The sequence below is a fragment of the Pseudomonas sp. HPB0071 genome (genome assembly GCF_000478505.2).
GTDB lineage: Bacteria > Pseudomonadota > Gammaproteobacteria > Pseudomonadales > Pseudomonadaceae > Chryseomonas > Chryseomonas luteola.
In genome coordinates, this window is the sequence record NZ_KI517368.1 from 626,382 (window position 1) to 647,782 (window position 21,401).

General features: G+C 55.9%; 21 protein-coding genes and 1 pseudogene. 9 read left to right on the top strand and 13 right to left on the bottom strand.

Annotated features, from left to right (window positions below; genetic code table 11):
* Positions 1–57: 57 nt before the first annotated feature.
* The 11 genes and pseudogenes from HMPREF1487_RS22360 to HMPREF1487_RS22410 all read right to left on the bottom strand — a co-directional run bounded on the left by HMPREF1487_RS22360 (position 58) and on the right by HMPREF1487_RS22410 (position 10,748).
* Complete coding sequence (locus HMPREF1487_RS22360; protein WP_010799034.1) at positions 58–1,500, bottom strand: amidase; 1,443 nt, start codon at positions 1,498–1,500, stop codon at positions 58–60.
* Between the two features lie 24 nt (positions 1,501–1,524).
* Positions 1,525–2,745: an MFS transporter gene (locus HMPREF1487_RS22365; RefSeq protein WP_010799035.1), complete on the bottom strand. Its 1,221-nt coding sequence runs from the start codon at positions 2,743–2,745 to the stop codon at positions 1,525–1,527.
* A 9-nt stretch (positions 2,746–2,754) separates the two neighbouring features.
* Entirely contained in the window at positions 2,755–3,684 is a 930-nt protein-coding gene (locus tag HMPREF1487_RS22370) for a SphA family protein (RefSeq protein WP_010799036.1), read from the bottom strand.
* Positions 3,685–3,737: 53 nt separating this feature from the next.
* The gene (locus tag HMPREF1487_RS22375) at positions 3,738–4,742 is read right to left on the bottom strand and encodes a helix-turn-helix domain-containing protein (protein ID WP_010799037.1); all 1,005 of its coding nucleotides are present in this window, start codon (positions 4,740–4,742) and stop codon (positions 3,738–3,740) included.
* A gap of 112 nt (positions 4,743–4,854) precedes the next feature.
* Positions 4,855–5,655 carry an SDR family oxidoreductase gene (locus tag HMPREF1487_RS22380; RefSeq protein WP_010799038.1) on the bottom strand — a complete coding sequence of 267 codons (801 nt, stop codon included), beginning with the start codon at positions 5,653–5,655 and terminating at the stop codon, positions 4,855–4,857.
* 87 nt (positions 5,656–5,742) lie between these two features.
* Positions 5,743–6,528: pseudogene (locus tag HMPREF1487_RS22385) on the bottom strand (SDR family NAD(P)-dependent oxidoreductase).
* Complete coding sequence (locus HMPREF1487_RS22390) at positions 6,521–7,360, bottom strand: MoaF C-terminal domain-containing protein (RefSeq protein ID WP_010799041.1); 840 nt, start codon at positions 7,358–7,360, stop codon at positions 6,521–6,523. Before HMPREF1487_RS22390 ends, HMPREF1487_RS22385 begins: the two are co-directional and overlap by 8 nt.
* A 91-nt stretch (positions 7,361–7,451) precedes the next feature.
* Entirely contained in the window at positions 7,452–8,117 is a 666-nt protein-coding gene (locus tag HMPREF1487_RS22395) for a helix-turn-helix transcriptional regulator (RefSeq protein ID WP_010799042.1), read from the bottom strand.
* A 25-nt stretch (positions 8,118–8,142) separates the two neighbouring features.
* Positions 8,143–8,508: a cupin domain-containing protein gene (locus HMPREF1487_RS22400; protein ID WP_010799043.1), complete on the bottom strand. Its 366-nt coding sequence runs from the start codon at positions 8,506–8,508 to the stop codon at positions 8,143–8,145.
* 29 nt (positions 8,509–8,537) lie between these two features.
* Entirely contained in the window at positions 8,538–9,836 is a 1,299-nt protein-coding gene (locus tag HMPREF1487_RS22405) for an NAD(P)/FAD-dependent oxidoreductase (RefSeq protein ID WP_010799044.1), read from the bottom strand.
* 663 nt (positions 9,837–10,499) lie between these two features.
* A complete protein-coding gene (locus HMPREF1487_RS22410) occupies positions 10,500–10,748 on the bottom strand; it encodes a hypothetical protein (protein WP_010799045.1) in 249 nt (82 codons plus the stop codon).
* A gap of 273 nt (positions 10,749–11,021) precedes the next feature.
* On the opposite strand from HMPREF1487_RS22410, the gene HMPREF1487_RS22415 reads away from it, so the two are divergent.
* Positions 11,022–11,435: a hypothetical protein gene (locus HMPREF1487_RS22415; RefSeq protein WP_010799046.1), complete on the top strand. Its 414-nt coding sequence runs from the start codon at positions 11,022–11,024 to the stop codon at positions 11,433–11,435.
* 17 nt (positions 11,436–11,452) lie between these two features.
* Here HMPREF1487_RS22415 and HMPREF1487_RS27470 read toward each other — a convergent pair whose 3' ends face one another.
* Entirely contained in the window at positions 11,453–11,602 is a 150-nt protein-coding gene (locus HMPREF1487_RS27470) for a hypothetical protein (protein ID WP_010799047.1), read from the bottom strand.
* 290 nt (positions 11,603–11,892) lie between these two features.
* Between HMPREF1487_RS27470 and HMPREF1487_RS22420 the strand changes: the two genes are divergently transcribed.
* The 8 genes from HMPREF1487_RS22420 (at position 11,893) to HMPREF1487_RS22455 (ending at position 20,102) form a co-directional block, all read left to right on the top strand.
* The gene (locus tag HMPREF1487_RS22420) at positions 11,893–12,084 is read left to right on the top strand and encodes a hypothetical protein (protein WP_010799048.1); all 192 of its coding nucleotides are present in this window, start codon (positions 11,893–11,895) and stop codon (positions 12,082–12,084) included.
* A gap of 1,220 nt (positions 12,085–13,304) precedes the next feature.
* Positions 13,305–16,103 carry a monovalent cation/H+ antiporter subunit A gene (locus tag HMPREF1487_RS22425; RefSeq protein WP_010799051.1) on the top strand — a complete coding sequence of 933 codons (2,799 nt, stop codon included), beginning with the start codon at positions 13,305–13,307 and terminating at the stop codon, positions 16,101–16,103.
* A complete protein-coding gene (locus HMPREF1487_RS22430; protein WP_010799052.1) occupies positions 16,103–16,426 on the top strand; it encodes a Na+/H+ antiporter subunit C in 324 nt (107 codons plus the stop codon). Before HMPREF1487_RS22425 ends, HMPREF1487_RS22430 begins: the two co-directional genes overlap by 1 nt.
* The gene (locus HMPREF1487_RS22435) at positions 16,423–17,925 is read left to right on the top strand and encodes a monovalent cation/H+ antiporter subunit D (protein ID WP_010799053.1); all 1,503 of its coding nucleotides are present in this window, start codon (positions 16,423–16,425) and stop codon (positions 17,923–17,925) included. Before HMPREF1487_RS22430 ends, HMPREF1487_RS22435 begins: the two co-directional genes overlap by 4 nt.
* On the top strand, positions 17,922–18,410 hold the full coding sequence (locus tag HMPREF1487_RS22440; protein WP_010799054.1) for a Na+/H+ antiporter subunit E: 489 nt from the start codon (positions 17,922–17,924) through the stop codon (positions 18,408–18,410). Before HMPREF1487_RS22435 ends, HMPREF1487_RS22440 begins: the two co-directional genes overlap by 4 nt.
* Positions 18,404–18,673 carry a K+/H+ antiporter subunit F gene (locus HMPREF1487_RS22445; RefSeq protein ID WP_010799055.1) on the top strand — a complete coding sequence of 90 codons (270 nt, stop codon included), beginning with the start codon at positions 18,404–18,406 and terminating at the stop codon, positions 18,671–18,673. The genes HMPREF1487_RS22440 and HMPREF1487_RS22445 overlap by 7 nt, the downstream gene beginning before the upstream one ends.
* An 8-nt stretch (positions 18,674–18,681) precedes the next feature.
* On the top strand, positions 18,682–19,014 hold the full coding sequence (locus HMPREF1487_RS22450; protein ID WP_010799056.1) for a Na+/H+ antiporter subunit G: 333 nt from the start codon (positions 18,682–18,684) through the stop codon (positions 19,012–19,014).
* A gap of 323 nt (positions 19,015–19,337) precedes the next feature.
* The gene (locus tag HMPREF1487_RS22455) at positions 19,338–20,102 is read left to right on the top strand and encodes an OBAP family protein (RefSeq protein WP_010799057.1); all 765 of its coding nucleotides are present in this window, start codon (positions 19,338–19,340) and stop codon (positions 20,100–20,102) included.
* A gap of 50 nt (positions 20,103–20,152) precedes the next feature.
* On the opposite strand, the gene cfa is transcribed toward HMPREF1487_RS22455, so the two are convergent.
* Entirely contained in the window at positions 20,153–21,316 is a 1,164-nt protein-coding gene (gene cfa / locus HMPREF1487_RS22460; RefSeq protein WP_010799058.1) for a cyclopropane fatty acyl phospholipid synthase, read from the bottom strand.
* Between the last annotated feature and the right edge of the window lie 85 nt (positions 21,317–21,401).

The following is a 21,401-nucleotide window of genomic DNA, read 5'->3' on the forward strand; positions in this document are numbered from 1 at the left end:
AGGCACGTTAGTAGAGAAATAAGGCACAGGACCTGCTCCGTCCTGTGCCTCGTACCTTTATGCACAGACCAGTGGCTTGCGGTTCGCCCAGGGTTGGGCGCGTTCGAGTTGTGCCGCCAGCGCAAGCAGGGTGTGCTCCTCACCAAAGCGTGCCGCAAAATGCGAGCCGAGTGGCAGTCCATTCTCTGTCCAGTAGAGCGGAACGGACATGGCCGGTTGGCCGGACGCATTAAACAGCGCCGTGAAGGGTGAATAGCTATGGAAGGCTTCGATTACTTCGGCCAGGCTGAGGCTGGGGTCAAAGGCGTCCAGGTCACCAATCAGGGGTGGTTCCCGAGTCAGGGTTGGCGTCAGGATCAGATCATGGTCAATCAGGAAGTAGGCCAGCTGCCTGCCCAGCGCGTGGATGCTTTCTACCGCGGCGGCATAACGTGCGGCCGGAATATCACCCCGCTCGCGTAGAATGATGCGCGTACGGGGGTCCAACTCTTCGTCTGCTACAGGTTGCCCTCTCAGCTGGCCGACCATATCCAGAAAGTTTCGAGTGCTTGGGCCAATGATATTGAAGAGGTGGTCCAAAAGTCCCGGCAGATTGACGGGTAGGGTGGCAAACTCCACATGATGGCCGAGCTGCTCGCACAGCCGTGCAGTATGACGTACCGCCTTCAACGCTTCCGGACTTGTTGGCCACGGCCCCAGTTGCTCGATCACCGCGATACGAAGCGGTGCGGGATCAGCCGAGACGGCCTGGACGAACGGCATCGCTTGAGCCGGCGCTGCGTAGGGCGCACCCAGGTCCGCCCCAGCGGTGGCGTCCAGCAGAAGGGCGCTGTCGCGTACGGATAACGTAATGGCATGGGGCGTCCCCATTCCGGCCCACCCTTCGCCTACCAGCGGACCGGAAGGCAACCGACCTCGGGTGGGTTTCAGACCGAAGACCCCGCAACAGGATGCCGGGACACGCAGTGAGCCGCCCCCATCGTTACCATGAGCAAACGGGATGGCACGGGCAGCGACCAGGGCGGCAGCACCACCGCTGGACCCGCCGGCACTGCGTTCCGTATTCCAGGGATTTCGGGTGGCGCCGAAACGGGTCGACTCGGTGGTGTAGGAGGTTCCGAATTCCGGTGACGTGGTGGTGCCTGCAAACACACAGCCCGCGCGACGCAGACGGGCAACCACTTCACAATCAAGATCAGCGCGTGCCTCACCCATGACGCGCGAGCCCTGTGTCATGCGGGCGCCCTGGACAGGGGAGAAGAGGTCCTTGATGAGGGTCGGAACACCGGCCAGTACGCCTTGTCGGGCTTCCGGTCGTTGTGCCATCTGCCGGGCCACGTCATAGCACCGCTCGCTGATGGCGTTGAGTTGCGGGTTCACCCGGTCGAGCCGCTGGATCGCCGCGTCGAGCAATTCGATTGGTGTCACTTCACCTTGCCGTACGAGCAGGCTCAGGGCTGTGGCATCCAGGGTGTCCAGCAGGTGGTCGATGTCATTCATAAACGGAGCTCCTTGTAACTGAATTCAGGGATGGGTGGAGCGGGCCGGGCTGGTGATTCCACGGCGCAGGAAGCTGAGCAGCGCCCACACAAGCGCGGTGATGGCGCTGGCGATGGCAAGCAGGCCAATGGCATGGTGCAGATCACCGGTTTGGCCAAGCAGAGCAATGACGATCAGTGGGCTTGAGAACTGGCCCAGGTACAGGCAGGCGGTGAAGATACCGAGTCCCCGGCCACGGGCGGTCGCGCTCAGAGCATTCATCACCGGTGCCATGGAATTGGGAACCAGCATGCCGGCGCCCAGACCGTGAATCGTCACGGCGAGCAGAACCTGGTAATAGGTGTGGGCGGTAATGAGTAGCCACAGTCCGCTGGCCATGAGCAGTAGCAGCAGCACATTGCACCCCGCGAGCCCTACACGTCGACGAACGAAGGGCCAGAGCAGCGAGCCTCCCAGTGAAGTGAGAAGCCCCAGCCCTGCGCACAGCCCGATCAGCGTACTGGACGTAACCCCCAGCCCGACCAGCAGGGTGGGGCTTTGGACTGGGACGATGAAACTCAGCACCATGCCAAAGAACACCAATAGATAGTTGATGATTAACGGCGGAAGGGAGGACTGCCCAGGCTCGGTTGAATGCATTGCCCGGGCATGATGAGCCTCGGGCTCCCAGAGCAGCTTGAGCATGGCCGGGACAAGCAGGAGGGGAAGCAGGTACAGCAGAAACGGTGTTCGCCAGGAGTGTTCCCCCAGTGCGCCACCGATGGCAAAGAAGATCGAGCCTACCAGACCAATCGTGATGACTTGCCCGTTTACGTAGCGCATGCGTTGTTCGCCATGCCAGTAATCGGCGATGAGCGTGACGCAGCAAGTCATGACTGCCGCCTCGGCACAGCCAAAGAGCAGTCGCAGACCAACAATTCCTTTCAGGCTGTCCAAAAATGCAGGTGTGGCGCCGCAAAGTGCATAGACCAGTGTCGCCAGAATCAGCAGACGTTTGCGTCCGAGCCGGTCGGCCAGCCAACCGGCCAGCGGTGCGCAAAGCGCAATGGCCAGTGCCGGCCCCGTAATGGCCAGTGGTATGAGAACGCTCGTCTGGGGCTCTACCGGCCCGAATTCTGCGGCAATCTTGGGTAGAACCGGCGCGACCATCACGGAGCCCATGATTGTCAGGCTGCTACCAAGCATAAGGACAGCGCCCTGCGCGCGACCAGCAGTATGCCGGCCTTCTAGATAGAACTGGGACATGGTAATTCCTCAGAAACTGTGGGAAAAACGCACGGCGACGGCATAACCCTCGGTACGGCTACGGGCGTCGAATTCCTTGTAAGCATGCACCCAGACAGGTGGCAGCCCCGGCTGGAAAAAGCTCACTGCAGGTCCGATGGCCAGTACCCGGGCGCGGTTACCGTAGGTAAGGTTGGGTGCGTCATCGTCGCTGAGCTGGCGGTAGTAGTAACCGCCAATACCGGCTGTCCAAGGCCCGAAATGCTGGCCCACTGCGAACTCGTGGCGGTACTCAGTTCCGCTCTTGTAATCCGTAGAATGGTTACGGGTGTTCACGTCCAGCTCGAAGCTGGATGACACCTCGAATCCTGAATCACTGATATAGGTGGCGTTGACGATAGGTGAAAACGTCCAGTGGTTGAGGCCGGGGCTGACCAGACGGTTCTTGTCGTAATCGCCGGTGGGTGCCTGAATCTGGAACTGCGCGTTGATACCAAGATTACGTGAGGGCGTCCATTGTAGAATCAGTGGCAACACCTGCAGGTCCGCCTGCCGGAATACGTGAGTGCTGTCCGAAAAGACGGTGGTGCCGCCCACCTTGACCTTGAGATCAGCGTCTATGTCGAAAAAAGGCGCGATCACACCAAACCCGTATTTTGCACCCAGCAGTTCGGTATCGGTCATGCGGATATAAGCCAGGCCGAGTGAGAGGACGCCAAGGGAAAAATCAGTCCCGTTGTCTCGGCCGTGGCGGTCTTTGACAGTATTGGCCCAGTAGTAGTTGGTACGCAGGCCAACGGTGCCTGTTGGCGACGGCGGCGGTGTGAACCCGGCGCCAAAATCATAGACACCAAAGGCTGTTGTAGGGGCTCCGCCCTCAGTCGCCTGGGCGGGATGAGTCAGAAATAAAGTGGCTAAAAATACGGAGCTAATTGTTGTGATCTTATATGCTTCGTACATCGAAACCTCTCCCTTTGTTTTTTCTTAGGGTGGGGGAGGTCAAGCGAGGGTTGTTATCCGGATTTGGCAAAACTGGTCATATAGTCTTCACGAACACGGCGTAAAGTGGCGGATGGTTTTTCGCCAAACAATTTAGCGTAGTCGTTGGCAAAGCGGCTCAGGTGCCAAAAGCCCCATTGGGCTGCTACGTCCTGCACCGAAACCGTGCCGTCACTGTGACAAAGCGCACGGTGCGCCGCATTCAGGCGCAGCGTACGCAGATAAGTGGTCGGGTTGACGCCCAACGCCTCCTGAAAACAGTACTGCAGTTTGCGTCGGCTGGCGCCGATGCGGTTACAGAGTTCCAAAATCGAAGGCGGCGTTTCCTGACACGAAAGCGCATACTCGCGGGCTCGGTCTACCATCCGCTTGCGGGCTGTGGGAGTCAGTGCCGGAACCTCTTCGCCAGCATCGAGCAGATCCAGAAGGTGCAACAGAACGGTTTCCCGGATACCGTTTCGGATAGCCTCGTGCTTCAAGAGGCCTTGACTCTGGCTTTGCGTATTTGCGATGTCGTCAAGCAACCTGACGAACTCGCTGTAACGTTGATGGGGGCGGAGACGGTAACACTTCGGCAAGTCGTCAAGTGTGAACGGGCTCTGTTGCTGCTCTAGTATGGGAAGCAGCTCGGCCTCTGCAACGGTGATGCATAGCAGGTCGAGATTGGCAGGCGTCTGCAACTCTGGCAGGTGAGCGCCGCGGGCGACCAACAGGCTGGCTTCTCTCAACGAGTGTCCGGCGCAATGAAGCTCGCACGCTTCGTTGAGGGGCAGGCTGAATGTAATCGCACCTGGCCATGCCGAGCCGTTCTTGCGCAATGCCTGATTGCACCGATCGCGGGTCAGATGCATCCAGTCCAGCTGGATATCGATCAGTTCGCCCTCGAAGCGTCCAGACGAGACCTGGTCATAATGCAATGCCCAGCCTGTCATGGCGTGGGAGTGCTCCGATACGTCCTGAGTATGGGTGTGATGCATTCGAGCCTTTACCGGTAACGCAGCCTTGATGTCTTGGTGCATTTTGGAAACCTTTCTGCTCGTTAAAGGCCTTTCCTACGTACTGAGGCAAGTTCTGTTCCTCAACGTACCATTCAGATGTAGATGTGCCAAAAATGGCTATTTGGTAGCGCGTTCACACCAGGGCCATCTTGGATTCAGGCAGCGTCATGCCACCGTCAACAACCAGAGTCTGCCCTGTAATGAACGAGGCGGCCTCTGAGGCCAGAAACAGCATCGCACTGGCAATGTCGGATGGCTGACCAAGACGCCCGAGCGGGATACTGGCCCTGATTTGTCGGGTGACGTCGCTGTCGCCCAAGTTGTCCATGGCAGGTGTCTGGATCATCCCCGGCTCGACGCCATTCACCCGAACGTTATGAGGTGCCAGTTCCAAGGCGGCATTACGAATGAATCCGTTCACGCCAGCCTTGGCCGCCGCGTAATGACAGAGTCCGGGATAAGCGACTCGAGGTCCTGTCACAGAAGACGTAACCAGTACACATCCCTCGCCCTGTAGCCGGAACAGTGGCAATGCCTGCTGCGTCAGCCAGAACAGGGATGACAGATTGACGGCCAGGGTACGCTCCAGCACTTCAGGTGTAATATCGGCGAACGGAGTTAGTGGAAAGTAGCCGGCGTTGTGTACCAGGGCATCCAGCCGGCCGTAGATTTGCTTGACGGTTTCCATGAGTGTCCTGATCTGATCGCGCTCGGCCAGGTCTACCGGATGGGCGGTCACGTGTCTTCCTTCCTTTTGCAATCCCTGCGCGACCGCTGCTGCGTTCTCCGCATTGAGGTCGGCAATGACGACCTGTGCGCCAGCTCCGGCAAAGTGCTCGACAATTCCTCGCCCGATGCCTTGGCCGCCCCCGGTGACGAGAACGACCTTGCCGGTAAAGTCGTGTATCGATCCTGCTGATGTCTGATCCTGCATCATCCTGCTCCTGCGGTTATGTCGAATGAAAGTAGGCCCGCCACTGGGCCTGTGTTTACGTTGGCTGTTGCGCTGGCGTGGCTGGCCTTACAGGTGCTCGTAGGCAAGCGTGGGCACATCGACGATGCTGGATCCACCGTCCGCCACGATTGAAGCGCCTGTGATGATCGAGGCTTCAGGAGAAAGCAGAAACCGGCAGACTTCAGCGATCTCCGCTGATGTGGCGGGGCGGCGAAGAGGGACATCGCGGGTTACCCGGCTATACGCCGCCTCAAGACTTTCGCCGTAATGCTGCATCAGCGGCTGCATCTCTTCGTCGGCCATCGGCGTTTTCACCCAACCTGGGCAGACCGCATTGACGTGGACGCCGGCAGGGCCATAATCCTTGGCGAGTGAGCGGGTCAAGCCGATCAAGGCATGTTTGGCGGTGGTATAGCTGCAAACTCCCCCTCCTGCGGCCAGCGAGGCGATAGAGCCCAGCAGCACGACAGCGCCCCGTCGCTCGATCAGTGAGGGCAGGCACGCCCTGACGCTGTAGAAAGCGGTGTCCAGATTGCTTTGCATCGCCTGCTGCCATCGGGTGTCGCTGGTCTCAAGTGCGGTGCCCTGGCCCAGACCGCCCGCTGACGCCACAAGGCCATCGATTCTGCCGAAGCGCTCGATGATCCGAGGGATGAACGTCTACCAATCCGCACTGCTGGCCGCATTACCCGTCAGTACCAGCCCACCTGTACGAGCGGCTACCTCCTCCAGCGGTTCCCGACGGCGACCAATGAGTACAAGCTGGGCGCCTTCATCGGCAAGGCGATAGGCGCATGCCTCACCGATACCGCTACCGGCCCCGGTGATTACGTAGGTTTTCACTTCATTCATGGCCTGGGTACTCGGTTGTGTTGAGGATTCTGCTGAATGAGCCAACCGGGAAGTTCGACCACTGCCCTAGATCATCACCCGTATGGCCGCAAATCTTTCCGTCGCTGCGGTGTTGCTTCAGGTCGATCAGCACCAGCCCGAGCGTAGGAATGATCTTTTCCCGCCATACGAACAGATAGAGCTCGTTCTCCAGCTTGAAATAATGGCAGCGGTCCGTATCGGCCAGCCCACGTTCAACGCCACTCAGGCAATGCCAGCTGTAGAGGTTTTCGTTGAGATAGATGTGTTCATAAACCTCATGAGGACTGTAGGCGTAGCAGTTGCGGATGCCGACCAGTTCGTGGGTCGGCTGATGTGGGTGATTCGCTTCCGACGGTGATGTACCTGAATAAAGGCCCTGTATCGTCCCATGAGTGAACTGCGCCGAGACTGGCGTCAGATCCTGGCCCGACAAGGCACACCTGAACAGATCGCTGCGCTGATCATCCTGCGTTGGGAGCTGCCCGTAGACCCGCGTGAAAACGCCTTGCTTCACGTCCAGCACGAGGCTGATCGAGGCAGTGGAGGTGTCGGTCTGCTGAAGGAAGTCGATCAGGTAGATCCCTTCCCGGATGGAAGTGACACGAGAGGCCGCCTCGTGAGATATCGAGTGGTCTGCTGAGGACCAGCCAACCGCATTTTGGCTGAAGCGGTAGGTAATGGATTCGCCGGACGGGCCGTCGAGCACTAGCGTCCTGCCGTTGAGGTCGTTCGAGACAGGCAACGTGTAGTTATCGAGGTTGAAGCCATCGGCCAGTGCGCCTACGGTGATCCAGTCCTGTTGTTGGGTCATGTCATACACTCCGTTTGATAGGTGAGGTCATCATCCACCAGCGGCCTGGCGCCCGGTATCAACCAGATGGTTGAGGTCGCCAGGAGAAAGCTCACAGAAACAGGTGCCGGATCAACTCAGTGCGGTTCGTGACGTTGAACTTGCGATACAGGTTATTCAGGTGCGTTTTAACGGTCGGCAGTCCCATATCCAGATGCCGCGCAAGCGCCTTGTTGCTCAGGCCGTCTTTGAGTGCCAACGCAATGTCCTGCTCTCGAGGCGTCAGGCTGGTCAGGCGGGCTGTCTCGCAAGGTTCATGGATGAAGGCCAACGGCAGCGTAAGCTCCAGTAGACTTTGCAGGCCTGTCAGCCGCTCTATCTCTTCGGCTGTAAATGCGCCTAGTGCCCGTGTGCGCAGAAGCGAGATACCAAATGCCGGCCGTCCGGCCTGATAGGTCAGGATTTCGATGACATCGCAAATGGAGTAGGTATCGAGAAAGGTGGCGTATCGGCGCGAGCGATGTGCTTCTTGCCGAGTCGCTGCCACGCTGAGGGGAACGACTGCCAATCCCAGTTCGTGACAGCAGATGGGCCGCAACGGATCAAATTCGCGGTAGACGTCCAGGTAGCACTGATGTACCTGAGGCGTCATGGTCAGCAGCTCGTAGTGGTGAGCCTCAAGCTGCTGATTTACCTGATAGAGCACGGCAGAGGAAGCCGGTACGATTCGCGTTACCGCCTGTAGGCATCGCTGTTTGCCTTCAGTGGCTGGCATCATGACGAAGGTCTGCCTAGGCTCTGATTTATGCAGCCGCGAGGTAGTGTTTGACAAACCCATCACTGATGATTTCCCACAGGACAGGTGTGCCCTTGGTGACAGACCAGCTATCTCCGGTCTTGTAATGGGTACTTTTGCCTGTGGATTCGTCAGTCAGGATGACCTCACCATAAACAACCGTTGCCTGCTCATTGAACGGGTACACCATTCGGAACTTGCTTTTAGTGGTACCAAAATAAGCAGAGCTGACCGGGTCGGTCGGCGCACCAAAGGTCATCTTGCCAAAGCACTTGCCGTCGCCTTCCAGGATTTCCGAACCCAGATCCGCCACGGTGCCCCAGGCTTCAAGATCGGTCAGTGCGGTGCCTTGTTTAACAGTGAATAACGACATGAAATGATCCTTTTCGTTAAGGGAAAATATCAGCGGCGGCCTGTCATGTAGCCGGCGCTCTGATGCATGATCTTGCCCAGGCTGCAGATAACCGGGCGGAAATGGTCCTTGCCTATGATGTTGCTATGGCGAACCGAGCTGATCAGGTCGTAGCGGGCAGAGCCTTCGCTCATGCCCTCAGCCAGAACCTTGCAGATAATGTGGCTTGGCGTTACGCCGAAGCCTGAATAGCCCTGTACGTAGAACGCATTGGGTCGGCCGGACAAGGTGCCGATCTGGGGGAATAGATTGGCACCACATGCCATCGGGCCACCCCAGGCCAGATCGATCTTCACGTCCTTGAGGTACGGGAAGATCTTGAGCATCAGGTTGCGATTCCAGGCCTTCAGGTCTTTGGGGATATAGTCGAGATAAGGCGTAGCAGCGCCAAATAGCAACCGGTTTTCGGCCGTAACGCGGTAATAGTCAATGACCGGGCGGATATCGCTGTAGGCCCCACGGATCGGGCTGATGCGTTCGATCAATTCATCCGAGAGCGGCTCGGTCATGAGCTGGAACGCATAGGTGTTGATCGTTTTGGTATGGAGTTCCGGCTCCAGCTTGTTGAGGAAACTGTCGCATGCCCAAAGCAGCTTGCTTGCCCTGACAGAGCCCTGCCCGGTGCGCACAGTGATCCGCTCACCATACTCAACGGCAAGGGCAGGGCTGTGCTCGAAGATCTTGACGCCATAGCTGGCTAGCGCCTTGGCCTCGCCCAATAGCAGGTTAAGTGAGTGAACATGACCGCCGCCCATGTGCAACAGGGCGCTGGTGTAGGCCTCCGATCCAATAATGCGGCGGACTTCCGAGCCTGTCAGCAAGGCAATCTCGTGGCCGGAGTTCAGTGATTTGAACTCTTTCTCCCAGGTGCGTAGTGTCTTTTCCTGGCGTGCGCTAAAGCCCATGTAGCCGTAGCCATGATGGAAGTCCGCATCGATATCGTATTTCTGAATCCGGCCCTTGATGATGTCAGCGCCTTTGTCACTGATCTCGAAAATAGTCTTGAGGCCGTCTTCACCTACCTGGTTCTTGATCTTGTCCAGGTCATGACCAATACCCGCCATGATCTGTCCGCCATTACGGCCCGTGCCGCCAAAGCCCAGGTAACGACCTTCGAGCACCACGATATTGGTGATGCCTTTCTCGGCTAGCTCAAGAGCGGTATTGATTCCTGAAAAGCCGCCTCCGATCACAACGACGTCGGCTTCGATGTCCGCATCGAGCGTTGGGAAGCTCAGATTGTATTTCTTGGTAGCGGTGTAATAGGTAGGCGTTTCTATTGTAATCATGGGACTGCCTGGACGAACCAAAATAAAAGTGACCGTTTGAGCCACGCTAGCAAGCTCATGCCTTTATTAATGCAGCGTTCGGGTGGCAAGAATTGTTCCTGGCTGCCATGGGACTTGATCCTCGCTGCCGACCCGCGTTGACAGCCTCCAAATCGTCCGCAACGACGTGATGTTGTGCAGCGGGCTCATCTACTAATGTGTAGCGTGACGTACCGTTTTGCGTCTTACTGCCGAGCCGCCATACCAAGCAGGCATCACTTATGTGGAGGCTACGGGTTTAATCGGGCGAAAGGGGGAGGGGTAGCATTTGCAGGTACATTATGCGTGCGAGGCTGGAGCGCAGCAGACGGATCGTCCTGACGAATCGATACGTATATCGCGCACCCGTGGGACTTACGGCCCGCTCCCTCAAAAGGCGCTGAAAGTACCGCTCAGACGCCAGGCACCCCCTAGTTAGCTGCAAGCCGTTTAAGAAACGTCGCCGTTAGGCCTCCTGCACAAACACATCTCCAAGCCTTATTTTAATTTGTTTGATAATACCAGCCCATAAAAGAGCTTTCTTTTTCAGCCACCTATTGGGTAATAGACAAAGCAAGACAGGCAACCGAAAGCGTGGTACGCGTCGCGTATCAGGGAATCGGCCTGCGTTCGGGCCAAATAGCGTTAAAAGAGCTGGTAGCTAACCGTCCAGTCGCACGTCGGGGTCTCCACGGCAACGACCATCAACCGATCACGGCCCTGGCCGTCTGGTTTGCTTGCAGAAAACAGGGTAGACAGGCGATTTCCATACACCGAGCCTTTATCGAGGCGCCAGGAGCGACCATAGCTTTCAACGCTTTGCAGGCACTCCAGTATCAGCCGGCCGGCCGGCTCCTTTAAAAGCTCGTACGTATTGCTAATAAAGTGACTCATACCTTGTTAGCTCCCTTTCAGTTCACTTCACCACCCGAACCCAAACTGCTCCCTGATACAACAGGCAGACCTTATCGCTAGACATGATCACATCGTGAAAATTTCGTGAAAAAAATGTAAATATATTATTGGCTGGCTGAAAAGCACGGCGTACAGTCTGGATACGGAAATGCCAGAGTTCGTTGATATGGATCAGCCTTTTCCACGCGGCTACCCAGGTGCGCTTGATCAAAGTGCTGCAACGACACGCCTATCCCTTATATGAGCCCACCCATGAGTATCCAGCCTGCGCCATTGAAGCCCGAGAATCCGGACCAGCCGACCCTTTACAGTCGCACCGCTCAGTCGGACATCGAAGTCTTCAGGTTTGAGCAAAACGCAATTATGGTTGTGCGCAGTTCCGGCTCAGAAGCGTCAGAATCCACAGGTGAGGTTGATACTGCCGCGCTGCAGGCTCTGCTGGTTTCGCAGAAGATAAATGTCTCGCGAGCTTTTCTGCTTTGTCAGAAACACCCAGGCAGCTGGGCCTGTTATGACTATCGATGCGGTGAACTCTCAGCGTTCCGATTGCTGGAGCAGGATGGTCTCAGCGTATTGGCTTACATTTGTGATGAGTGGGAACTCAACGAGTATCCACGGGAGCTGGTGCATCAGATATGCCGGAGCGAGGCGGGCAAGGTATCGTGAGAACTACAGGCGATACCTCAGTTAAGTTCGAGTATGCCCTCACGAACAATCAATAGCGCCAATCCTATCAACGCTAATCCTTCAAGCTGAAGCATAGGGTCCAGCGGGTCGAATGCCAGGCAACCTGCACCGCTCAGGCAGAGTAATGTACCCAGAGCAAACAGCATTGCGGTTATCCTCCGTGATCATTATCAAGATCTGCTTTTACATTACGTAGTCATTTTACCCTAAGCCGTACGCCTTTTCAGTGGGTCGTCAAGTGATTCGCAAACAAGGACGAAACGGCGCTGCAAGGATTGACAGGCGTTAAATCAAAAATGGTTACCTGAATGTGTGGGTAGCGTGCTCTGGCTGGGACTGGGTGACAGGCCAGCCACTGCTTTCAACGCTCGTGTACTGTATGGGTCTGATGAAAACTTTATAGTCACGGTGTTCAGAGATTTTTAAGGAGCCAGTCATGACGTTTGCGCGGCTTTGTCGTAGCGCGGTTGTCGTTGCGTTGATTCTTTATGGGGTTCAAGGTGTACGAGAAGGTTTCAATCCCCTTCACTGGTCCTCTCGAGACGTATTCGTCCTGCTGAGTGCATGGGCGATTTATCTGGTCATCCTGGTGGGTGAATCATGGCGTCGAGGACGGCATCAGCGATAAGCCTGTTCAACAAAAGAGAAGTCCGTCACAGGTGTGTGCACTTAACTGCTATCAGGTCGACAAGCGGTCTGTGACTTGGTGAACTTGTGGAGGCAATTTGACACTTATATGCCAGCATTGCGTGCCATCTCGCAATGCTCCTTAATGGTCAAATAGCAAAACGCAGGTGATGTGATGCTGGCGCGAGTAGTTGCTCTTTTGGTGTGCATGGCCACAGGATTGATAGTAGCAGACTGGCTGGGACTGATAAGCAGGGTTTCGGCGCTTACACTGTCTGGCACCCTCAGCGTTGTAACGATGCTTTTTGCGTTAACAATTTCCGCACTCTACATCTATACCCGCCTGGATTGATTTCGTTCCATCAGGTTGCCTAGCGCTGGATAACCGGCAACGTGCTCAGAACTATTCATTGACTGAACGATACTGCAAATAGCACAAAGGGAGCCTAAGCTCCCTCTCAACCATGCTGCACGATGCCTTTTGTTTTTCTTGTATGGCCCTAAGCAACCCCTGGATGCTTCGGATGCATTATGTTGTCTTTAAGTGAACGGATTACTTTAGACACTTCACAAGTTCTAAAATGATCAGTTCGCTTCGCCACTTTCAATCTTGTTTTTGTTGTTTTGAAGTGATCTGTTTTATTTGTTGTTCTTGTTATACCAAGAATAAAGCAGGTGCCGTGCCAACTTTAAAAAATATTTATTAATCAGTGACTTGAAGGTTTGGCCTGTTTTGGTGTTCCGATGCTGTTCCTGATTTCGTTACGCATTGACCCAGCACTGTCACCATGGCGTAACAGGATTGTTACGAAGGGCTTATGAGGCAGTTACCAGCAGGCTCAAACACATTGGGTCTTCAACAGCTCAAGCCCGAACGCCTTCTTCTCTTAGCCACTGATTGATCATTGCATGCGTTTTCGGCGCAGGCGTGATTAAGCATAGAGGGCTTCCGCTGGAGCCTGGACGATGTTGATGCAGGCACACAGCCCCATCGTAACGAACGATCCCCCGGGAGCGGATAAGGGTATCAATCGCCTGATGGCTATTGTTAACGTCTTGTCATCAATCATGTGCCTGTCTGAATGCCATTATGCAGCGCACTAACGCGACGGTCGCTTGTCCCACCCCCTAATGAGCTCGTTGGAGTCGAGCCTGTATCTGGAATAGGGGAGTCGGAAGGCATTCCATGATTGTTTACATTGTGATGAGCAGGCGCACCGTATGATGCTGGTGCTGATTGTCGTACTGCCGCTGCTTGGCAGCCTGTTACCTGTAGTGTTTGATCGGGGCGGTCGACGCCTGCCTGCCATTGCGGCCTCGATACCCGCGGCGATTGCCTTCTTCATCCTGTTGAATTTGCGCTCCAGGTTGGCAGAGGGAGCCGCCATCACTGTTTCGTACACATGGCTGGAAAACCTGGGCTTCAACCTGAGCCTTCGTCTGGACGGGCTGAGTTTTCTTTTTGCCTTGCTGATTCTGGGGATCGGCCTTCTGGTCATTCTCTACGCGCGATACTACCTATCGTCTGAGGAGGCCATTGGACGATTCTACAGCTACCTGCTGTTATTCATGGCAGCCATGCTGGGGGTCGTTCTTTCCGAAAACGTGCTGCTGATGCTCGTCTTCTGGGAAATCACCAGTCTTTCCTCGTTTCTGCTAATCGGTTTCTGGTCCCATCGCTCCGACTCGCGACGCGGGGCGCGAATGGCCCTGACGATTACTTCAGGCGGGGGGCTTGCCCTGTTGGCAGGCATACTTTTGCTGGGGCACATTGCAGGCAGCTTCGAGCTGAGCCAGATCCTGGTTTCCGGCTCACGTATCGTCGAACATCCTCTCTATCCGCTGATGCTGGTGCTGATTCTGCTAGGTGCCTTTACCAAGTCTGCCCAGTTTCCATTCCACTTCTGGCTTCCTCACGCGATGGCAGCGCCCACGCCTGTTTCAGCCTATCTGCACTCAGCCACCATGGTTAAGGCTGGCATTTATCTCATGGCACGCCTGTATCCGGCTATTTCGGGTACAGATGAGTGGTTCTATATCGTCAGCCTTACCGGGTTGGTTACCCTGGTGCTTGGGTCAGCCATGGCCTTCTTTCAGCAAGACCTTAAAGGGCTATTGGCCTATTCTACCATCAGCCATCTCGGTCTTATCACTTTGCTGTTCGGGCTGGATACCGACATGAGCTCGGTAGCTGCCATTTTCCACACCATCAACCATGCGACGTTCAAGGCCTCACTGTTCATGGCGGCCGGGATCATCGATCATGAGACGGGTACGCGTGACCTGCGTCGGCTGGGAGGGCTCTACCGTTACATGCCGCATACGGCATTGCTTGCAATCGTCGCGTCGTTGTCGATGGCAGGAGTGCCGTTACTCAATGGTTTCCTGAGCAAGGAAATGTTTTTGAGTGAGACCCTGGAGCAAGGGTTGCTGGGTCCGTTTAATTGGGTCATTCCCGTCGTCTCCACCATTGCCAATCTGCTCACCATGGCATATTCCGTACGCTTCATTCATCAGGCGTTTCTGGACAAGACGCCTGATCCCTCGGCAATGCCTCACTTTCCACCCCATGAGCCGCCGTTCTGGATGCGCGCGCCGGTCAATATCCTCGTCTTGCTGTGTGTCCTGGTAGGTCTGATGCCTGAGCAGACCGTAGGCGATCTACTTGCTCTGGCGGCACGGGTTTCATTGGGCGGACCGTTACCCGAATACAGTCTGGCCCTCTGGCATGGGTTCAATCTGCCTCTTGTCATGAGCCTCATTGCGCTGGGCGGTGGCGTACTGCTGTACTTTGGAATGCGGCGTCCCCTGTTTCGCCTGTATAACCAACTTCCTGATGCCGAAGCGCGGGATGTGTTCGAGGGCGCAATCCAGTGTCTGGTCCGGCTGACCGTCCTGTTTACCGAACGTGTAGAGAACGGCTCGCTACAACGATACATGACGCTTATGCTGATAGGCGTACTGCTCGTAACCGGGAGTGCCTTGTGGGATCTCGAGGTAGTGACGGGGCCGGTGGCGATGACTCCACTCGACCCGGTTACCTCGGCAGGGCTGGTGACTCTTATGGCCGCCTCGATTTCAGTCGTCTTGTTCCACCGTCGGCGGTTGCAAGCCATCGTCTTTAGCAGTGTAGCCGGATTGATGGTGTCTCTGCTGTTTGCCCGGTTCTCGGCGCCTGATCTGGCATTGACTCAGTTGTCGGTTGAGGTTGTCACCACGGTCCTGCTGGTACTGGCACTGTTCTTCCTGCCCTGGCATACACCGCGTGAATCCTCCGCACTGCGAAGAGGACGGGACGGCCTACTGGCGGTGGGATGCGGGGGATTGGTTTCTTTGTTGGCTTATGCGGTATTGACGCGGCCCTACGAGAGCATTGCGCAGTTCTTCCTGGACCGGAGCGTACCGGAAGGCGGCGGCAGCAACGTCGTCAACGTGATTCTAGTGGACTTTCGGGGGTTCGATACGCTGGGCGAAATCAGCGTACTGGCCATTACCGGCATCGCCGTCTACGCCATGCTGGACGGGCTAAACCCTAAGCTTCCCGAGCGGGGGCTGGGTGGGTCCCCCTGGATACGTGATCGGCACCCTCTGATGCTCAAGGTTATGGCCAAGCTCCTACTACCGCTGGCCCTGCTGGTTTCCGTCTTTATATTTCTGCGTGGCCATCAACTGCCCGGTGGCGGCTTTATAGCGGGCCTGATCACAACGGCAGCATTGATCCTGCAGTACATTGCCAGTGGGCTTCGTTGGACGACTGCACGCTTGCCTCTCGATTATCGCCGCCTGGCAGGCAGCGGCATTTTGCTGGCCGGGGCGACAGGGCTGGTCGCATGGCTGTTTGGCAAGCCCTTCCTAACCTCTGGGTTCACGCACCTGCATATTCCAGTGATCGGTGACGTCGAACTGGCCAGCGCGATGCTGTTTGATCTGGGCGTCTACCTAACCGTTGTAGGCTCCTCGTTGCTGACACTGGCGCATTTGGCCTCAAGCGGCCGACCGCAAGAGGAGGGCGTGTCCTGATGGAACTGTTATTTGCCATCACCTTGGGTGTGCTGACAGCGAGCGGTGTTTATCTGATGCTACGTGGACGTACGTTCCCGGTCGTACTGGGAATGACCCTGATCACTTATTCTGTGAATCTTTTTCTTTTTGCCATGGGGCGCTTGTCGACCGGTGCTGCTCCCATCATTGGTCAAAGCCAGACCTATGCTGACCCCTTGCCCCAGGCGCTGGTGCTGACTGCCATCGTCATCAGCTTTGCGATGACAGCATTCGTACTGGTGCTGTCCATCCGTGCGGTTTGCGAACTTGGAAACGATCACGTGGACGGAGAGGAACAATGAGTCATGTGATCATCCTGCCGATTCTACTGCCGCTTTTCAGCGGGGCGGCCCTGTTACTGTTCAATAGTATGACATCGCAAAACAAACGGTACTTTTCAGCGTTGGCTACCTTCCTGCTGATCCCGCTGTCAGCGTGGCTGATCACTGTTGCTGCCCGCGATGAAATCGTAACCTACACCCTCGGTAACTGGCCGGCTCCCTTTGGCATTCTGCTGGTGCTGGATCGGCTGAGTGCGATTATGGTGCTGATTACATCGGTTCTGGCGAGTGGTGCCATACTCTATGCCTGCCAGGGCGACGATGCTCGCGGCCCTAATTTTCATGCGTTATTCCAGTTTCAGGTAGCCGGCCTGAATGGCGCCTTTCTTACCGGCGACCTGTTCAATCTGTATGTCTTCTTCGAAATCCTGCTGATCGCCTCCTACGCGCTGCTGTTGCACGGCGGTGGCAAGGAGCGCACAAGTGCGGGCCTGCACTACATACTGCTTAATCTCCTGGGCTCGTCGTTGTTTCTGGTGGCCGTAGGCGTGCTGTATGGGCTGCTAGGCACCCTGAATATGGCACATCTGTCTGAACGCATCGCACAGGTAGGGCCGGGCGATGCCCCGCTGATTGCAGCCGCCGGGTTCCTGCTACTGTTGGTCTTTGCACTCAAGGCGGCCCTGCTACCTCTGTACTTCTGGCTACCACGTGCCTACGCAGGGGCAACGGCTCCGGTCGCTGCATTGTTCGCCGTGATGACAAAGGTCGGTGTATATTCGATTTTGCGTATCTATGCGCTGCTGTTCGGCCCTGATGCCGGAGCATTATCCCATCTGGCGCAACCCTTGCTGTGGCCTCTGGCCTTGCTGACCCTTGCCTTGGGGTCCATTGGTGCCCTGGCGGCGCGCCAACTTCAGGAACTGGTGGCTTATTTGGTGCTGGTATCGGTGGGGCTGCTGTTGGCTGGCATGTCGCTTGGACGTGTGGAATCGATCTCGGCTTGTCTGTTCTACTTGATTCATACCACATGGATTACCGGAGGGCTCTTCCTGCTCAGTGATATGGTCGCCAGGCAGCGAGGGGAAACCGGGGCCCGACTGGAGAAAGGGCCTGCCCTGCGACAGCCCATGCTTCTGGGCAGCCTGTTTTTCATTGGGGCGGTGTCCATAGCGGGCCTGCCGCCGTTTTCAGGATTTTTTGGAAAACTGCTGATCCTGAAGTCTGCACCACTTTCGGAGGCGCGCTGGCTCTGGCCGGTACTGCTGATCTCCAGTCTCGGCCTCGTCATTGCATTAAGCCGGGCGGGCAGTACGGTGTTCTGGCGAGGCGGTGAGGGCATCGCCGGGCAGGAGAGGGCAAATGGCTGGCGCCTGTTAGCCGTGATAACGCTGATGTCCACCAGTGTCGTGTTGGTAGTCGTCGCAAAACCGCTGACGCTTTACCTTGACCAGGCTGCCCAACAAATCATGTCTCCAGCGGCTTACGCCAGTGCTGTATTACAGGAGGGTAGCCGATGAGCCGATTGTTTCCGCATCCATGGTTAAGCGCAGTTCTGGTAGTGCTCTGGTTGCTATTGGTCAACAGCATCAGTCTGGGAAGCTGGATTATGGGCCTTTTCCTGGGCTGGGCTATTCCACGATTATGTACCCGGATGTGGTTCGAGAACGCGCGGCCCCAACACGGCTGGCTGACAGTTAAGTTGCTTCTTAGAGTTACCAGGGACGCACTCGTCGCTAACATTCAGGTAGCTGTACTGGTCTTGGGGCCGACACGGCGGCTCAATCCCATCTTTGTCGAGGTACCTGTGGATATTCGGGATGACCTTGGCCTTACCCTGCTCATGAGTATCATCTCGCTGACGCCTGGAACCGTATCGGCTGAACTCAATGAGGATCATTCCCTCATTCTGGTTCATGCACTCAACGAAGAAGATCCCGCGCAGCTGATTAGAAGTATCAAGACGCGTTACGAGCAGCCGCTGATGGAGATATTTCCATGCTGACCATTGTGATTCCTATTTGCCTGGCTCTATGTACTATTGCCGTGCTGCTGGCGTTTATCCGGCTGGTACGAGGGCCACATCAGTCCGATCGTATCCTGGCGCTGGACACCCTTAACATCAACGCGATCGCATTGATTGTACTGTTTGGCCTGTGGCTGGACTCAAACCTGTTTTTCGAAGCGGCGCTGATCATTGCGTTGATGGGGTTTATCAGCACGGTCGTACTGGCCAAATTCATTACCCGTGGCGACATCATCGAGTAAGGAGACATATGAACCCATGGCTTGAAGGTATCGTTTGTGTATTACTCCTGGTGGGTAGCGTATTTACGTTGATTGGCTCGATTGGACTGTTACGGCTGCCTGATTTCTTTACCCGGCTGCATGGCCCAACCAAGGCCACGACGTTGGGCGTAGGCAGTACCGTCATTGCATCCATGCTGTATTTCACAACCCAGCACGATGGCCTGAGCCTGCATGAATTGCTGATTCCCCTGTTTTTGTTCATTACCGCGCCCGTCAGCGCTCAAATTCTGTGTAAAAGCGCAATGCAACAGCGATTGAAACGCACCGAAAAGACCAAAGGCGAACCCTGGCAGCCTTGAACATATGTGGGTGCGGCGCATGCGGAAGGGTTGAACACCATGTCTAAGTGGTAGTGCGCTTGTGGCCCGTTGGGCTCCTGCAGGACGATTGGCGAGCACTGTGGACAGGCCATAGCCTTTAGTTGAATTACCGGAAGAGTAAGGCAACAGTGACTAAAAGTGAGGCTGCATTCGCTCTATCGCTTGTAGCCTCTCTTTTTGCATGACTCAGCCGCTCGTTTGGCGCATGGGTTGCGCAACCTATCTTCAGCTCTTGCCTCGTTGCGCTCCTGGAGATCTCTATTACGCTGAAAATGATTTCGCGTAATCATTACAGGTGTCTCATGAGCGTCAATGCAAGAGCGATTCCCCTTTCCCTGGTGTGCCTATTGGCCGCCTGCTCCAGCGGCGGTAATACGGAGTCCTATGTCACTGCGCCCGGTGCGCCCAAGCAGGCGATGACCAAGACCCTGGAAACCGGTGCCGACGTGTTGCAAAGCAAGCCGCCTATCGACGCCCTCAATGCCTACCTGGACGGTTTCCATTTCTACAACGGACACCCGCATGGGCAGATGGAGGCTCATCACTACTGCTCGGTCCTTAACGAACAGGTCATCCAGTGTGTCATTTATGACGGCAATACCAGGGATGCCAAGATCATGGGCGTGGAGTACATCATCGATGAGGCGCTCCTTAAGCAGCTGCCTGCCGCGGAGAAAGCCCTGTGGCACAGCCATGTCCACGAGGTGAAATCGGGGCAGCTGGTAGCACCCGGGATACCCGAACCGGCGGAGCATAAGCTGATGGAAAAGCTTGTTCATACGTATGGAAAAACCTGGCATACCTGGCACACCGACCAAGACAAGACCTTACCGCTGGGTGTCCCTCAGTTAATGATGGGATTTACTGCCGACGGCCAAGCCAATCCACAGATGGTCGAGGCGCGTGATCGTCGTATGGGCATCGACAGCAAGGCAAAAAAAGCTGCCCGGGCCGATATCGTCGCTCCGGCCATCGATCCCGGTGCCGATGCCTGGCAAAAGGGAAGGATCATCCAAATCAAGGATCCCACTGGGTCTCAAAATCATGGCGCGCATTCGCAGCCCTGAAGGTAAACCGACCCAGGCATGGTTCTTGTGCCTGGGCCGATTGCGAAGACTCAGCTCAGCCGGTTATAGCCGCCCGGCACGCCCCGCTTGGATAACACCCACTGCCACAACTGGATATTCCGGGCGCGAAAGGCGGCAGCGCAAGACTGCAGGTAATACGTCCACATGCGATAGAAGCGTGTGCCGAGTTTTTTCTCAAAGCTTGGCCAGGCAGCATCAAAGTGCTTAAACCAGGCCATTAGCGTCTTGTCGTAATCCGCTCCGAAGTTATGCAGGTCTTCAGCTACAAATAATTCATCAAGGGCATCGCCTATCTGACCAATCGAGGGAAGGTCCCCGTTAGGGAAAATATATTTGTCGATCCAGGGATCGGGAGCGGAATGCCGCTGATTCTTGCCAATGGTATGAAGCAGAAAGAGTCCATTATCCTTTAAACAGCGATGAGCGACCTCCATAAACGTCCTGTGATTCTTGCGCCCGACGTGCTCGAACATACCGATGCTGACAATATGGTCGTAGGTGTCGTCCAGGTCACGATAATCCTGCAACCTGAATTCGAGCGGCAGGCCTGCATATTTGCGTTTGGCAAATTCGGCCTGCTCTCTTGAAATCGTAACCCCCACACACGTGACACCATAATGCTCGGCTGCGTAGCCCATGAAGCTGCCCCAGCCGCAGCCGATATCCAACACTTTCATACCGGGACGCAGGCCTAGCTTTCGGCAGATGAGGTCAAGTTTGGCCTCTTGGGCAGAAGCAAGGTCCGTCGCATTTTTCCAGTAACCGCAGGTATACGTCATCCGCGGATCCAGCATGGCGGCGTAGAAATCATTACCCAGATCATAATGCACTTGTCCAACCTGCCAGGCTCGGCTCTGACTCTGAAGGTTGAACAGTTGACTTCTCAGGTAGTGGAGAACCAACCGTGATGGCTGTATGCGCGAGGGCAAGTCTGCCGTCAGGATGCGATAGATGAATTCATCCACCCGGTCGACGTCCCAGTCGCCATTGACGTACGTCTCGCCCAGGCCCAGGTTGCCTCGGGCTAATGCCTGCTCTGGAACGCCCTTGTTATGCAGCCGGATGTCCCAAGGGTTGGAGCCGTTGACCTTGATTCCGGCAAGATCGAGCAATTCTTCGAAGTAATCGAACGTTCGGGTATGGTCTGGACAGTAAAGCTCTTCATCCTGATGCTTGTGCGAAACTATAGCCATGCGCCTTTATCTCCTTGATCCTGTCAAAGTTGCTCATGACTTCCGTGAACGTACTGCTCCTTTTGATTGAATAAAATGTACAGCG

Bases quoted from the DNA above. Each gene is read 5' to 3' on its own strand.
- HMPREF1487_RS22360 (WP_010799034.1), bottom strand. From the start codon at position 1,500: ATGAATGACATCGACCACCTGCTGGACACCCTGGATGCCACAGCCCTG.
- HMPREF1487_RS22450 (WP_010799056.1), top strand. From the start codon at position 18,682: ATGAACCCATGGCTTGAAGGTATCGTTTGTGTATTACTCCTGGTGGGT.
- HMPREF1487_RS22430 (WP_010799052.1), top strand. From the start codon at position 16,103: ATGGAACTGTTATTTGCCATCACCTTGGGTGTGCTGACAGCGAGCGGT.
- HMPREF1487_RS22435 (WP_010799053.1), top strand. From the start codon at position 16,423: ATGAGTCATGTGATCATCCTGCCGATTCTACTGCCGCTTTTCAGCGGG.
- HMPREF1487_RS22380 (WP_010799038.1), bottom strand. From the start codon at position 5,655: ATGCAGGATCAGACATCAGCAGGATCGATACACGACTTTACCGGCAAG.
- HMPREF1487_RS22365 (WP_010799035.1), bottom strand. From the start codon at position 2,745: ATGTCCCAGTTCTATCTAGAAGGCCGGCATACTGCTGGTCGCGCGCAG.
- HMPREF1487_RS22400 (WP_010799043.1), bottom strand. From the start codon at position 8,508: ATGTCGTTATTCACTGTTAAACAAGGCACCGCACTGACCGATCTTGAA.
- HMPREF1487_RS22425 (WP_010799051.1), top strand. From the start codon at position 13,305: ATGATGCTGGTGCTGATTGTCGTACTGCCGCTGCTTGGCAGCCTGTTA.
- HMPREF1487_RS22415 (WP_010799046.1), top strand. From the start codon at position 11,022: ATGAGTATCCAGCCTGCGCCATTGAAGCCCGAGAATCCGGACCAGCCG.
- HMPREF1487_RS22375 (WP_010799037.1), bottom strand. From the start codon at position 4,742: ATGCACCAAGACATCAAGGCTGCGTTACCGGTAAAGGCTCGAATGCAT.
- HMPREF1487_RS22370 (WP_010799036.1), bottom strand. From the start codon at position 3,684: ATGTACGAAGCATATAAGATCACAACAATTAGCTCCGTATTTTTAGCC.
- HMPREF1487_RS22455 (WP_010799057.1), top strand. From the start codon at position 19,338: ATGAGCGTCAATGCAAGAGCGATTCCCCTTTCCCTGGTGTGCCTATTG.
- HMPREF1487_RS22420 (WP_010799048.1), top strand. From the start codon at position 11,893: ATGACGTTTGCGCGGCTTTGTCGTAGCGCGGTTGTCGTTGCGTTGATT.
- HMPREF1487_RS22410 (WP_010799045.1), bottom strand. From the start codon at position 10,748: ATGAGTCACTTTATTAGCAATACGTACGAGCTTTTAAAGGAGCCGGCC.
- HMPREF1487_RS22405 (WP_010799044.1), bottom strand. From the start codon at position 9,836: ATGATTACAATAGAAACGCCTACCTATTACACCGCTACCAAGAAATAC.
- HMPREF1487_RS22440 (WP_010799054.1), top strand. From the start codon at position 17,922: ATGAGCCGATTGTTTCCGCATCCATGGTTAAGCGCAGTTCTGGTAGTG.
- HMPREF1487_RS22395 (WP_010799042.1), bottom strand. From the start codon at position 8,117: ATGATGCCAGCCACTGAAGGCAAACAGCGATGCCTACAGGCGGTAACG.
- HMPREF1487_RS27470 (WP_010799047.1), bottom strand. From the start codon at position 11,602: ATGCTGTTTGCTCTGGGTACATTACTCTGCCTGAGCGGTGCAGGTTGC.
- HMPREF1487_RS22445 (WP_010799055.1), top strand. From the start codon at position 18,404: ATGCTGACCATTGTGATTCCTATTTGCCTGGCTCTATGTACTATTGCC.
- cfa (WP_010799058.1), bottom strand. From the start codon at position 21,316: ATGGCTATAGTTTCGCACAAGCATCAGGATGAAGAGCTTTACTGTCCA.
- HMPREF1487_RS22390 (WP_010799041.1), bottom strand. From the start codon at position 7,360: ATGACCCAACAACAGGACTGGATCACCGTAGGCGCACTGGCCGATGGC.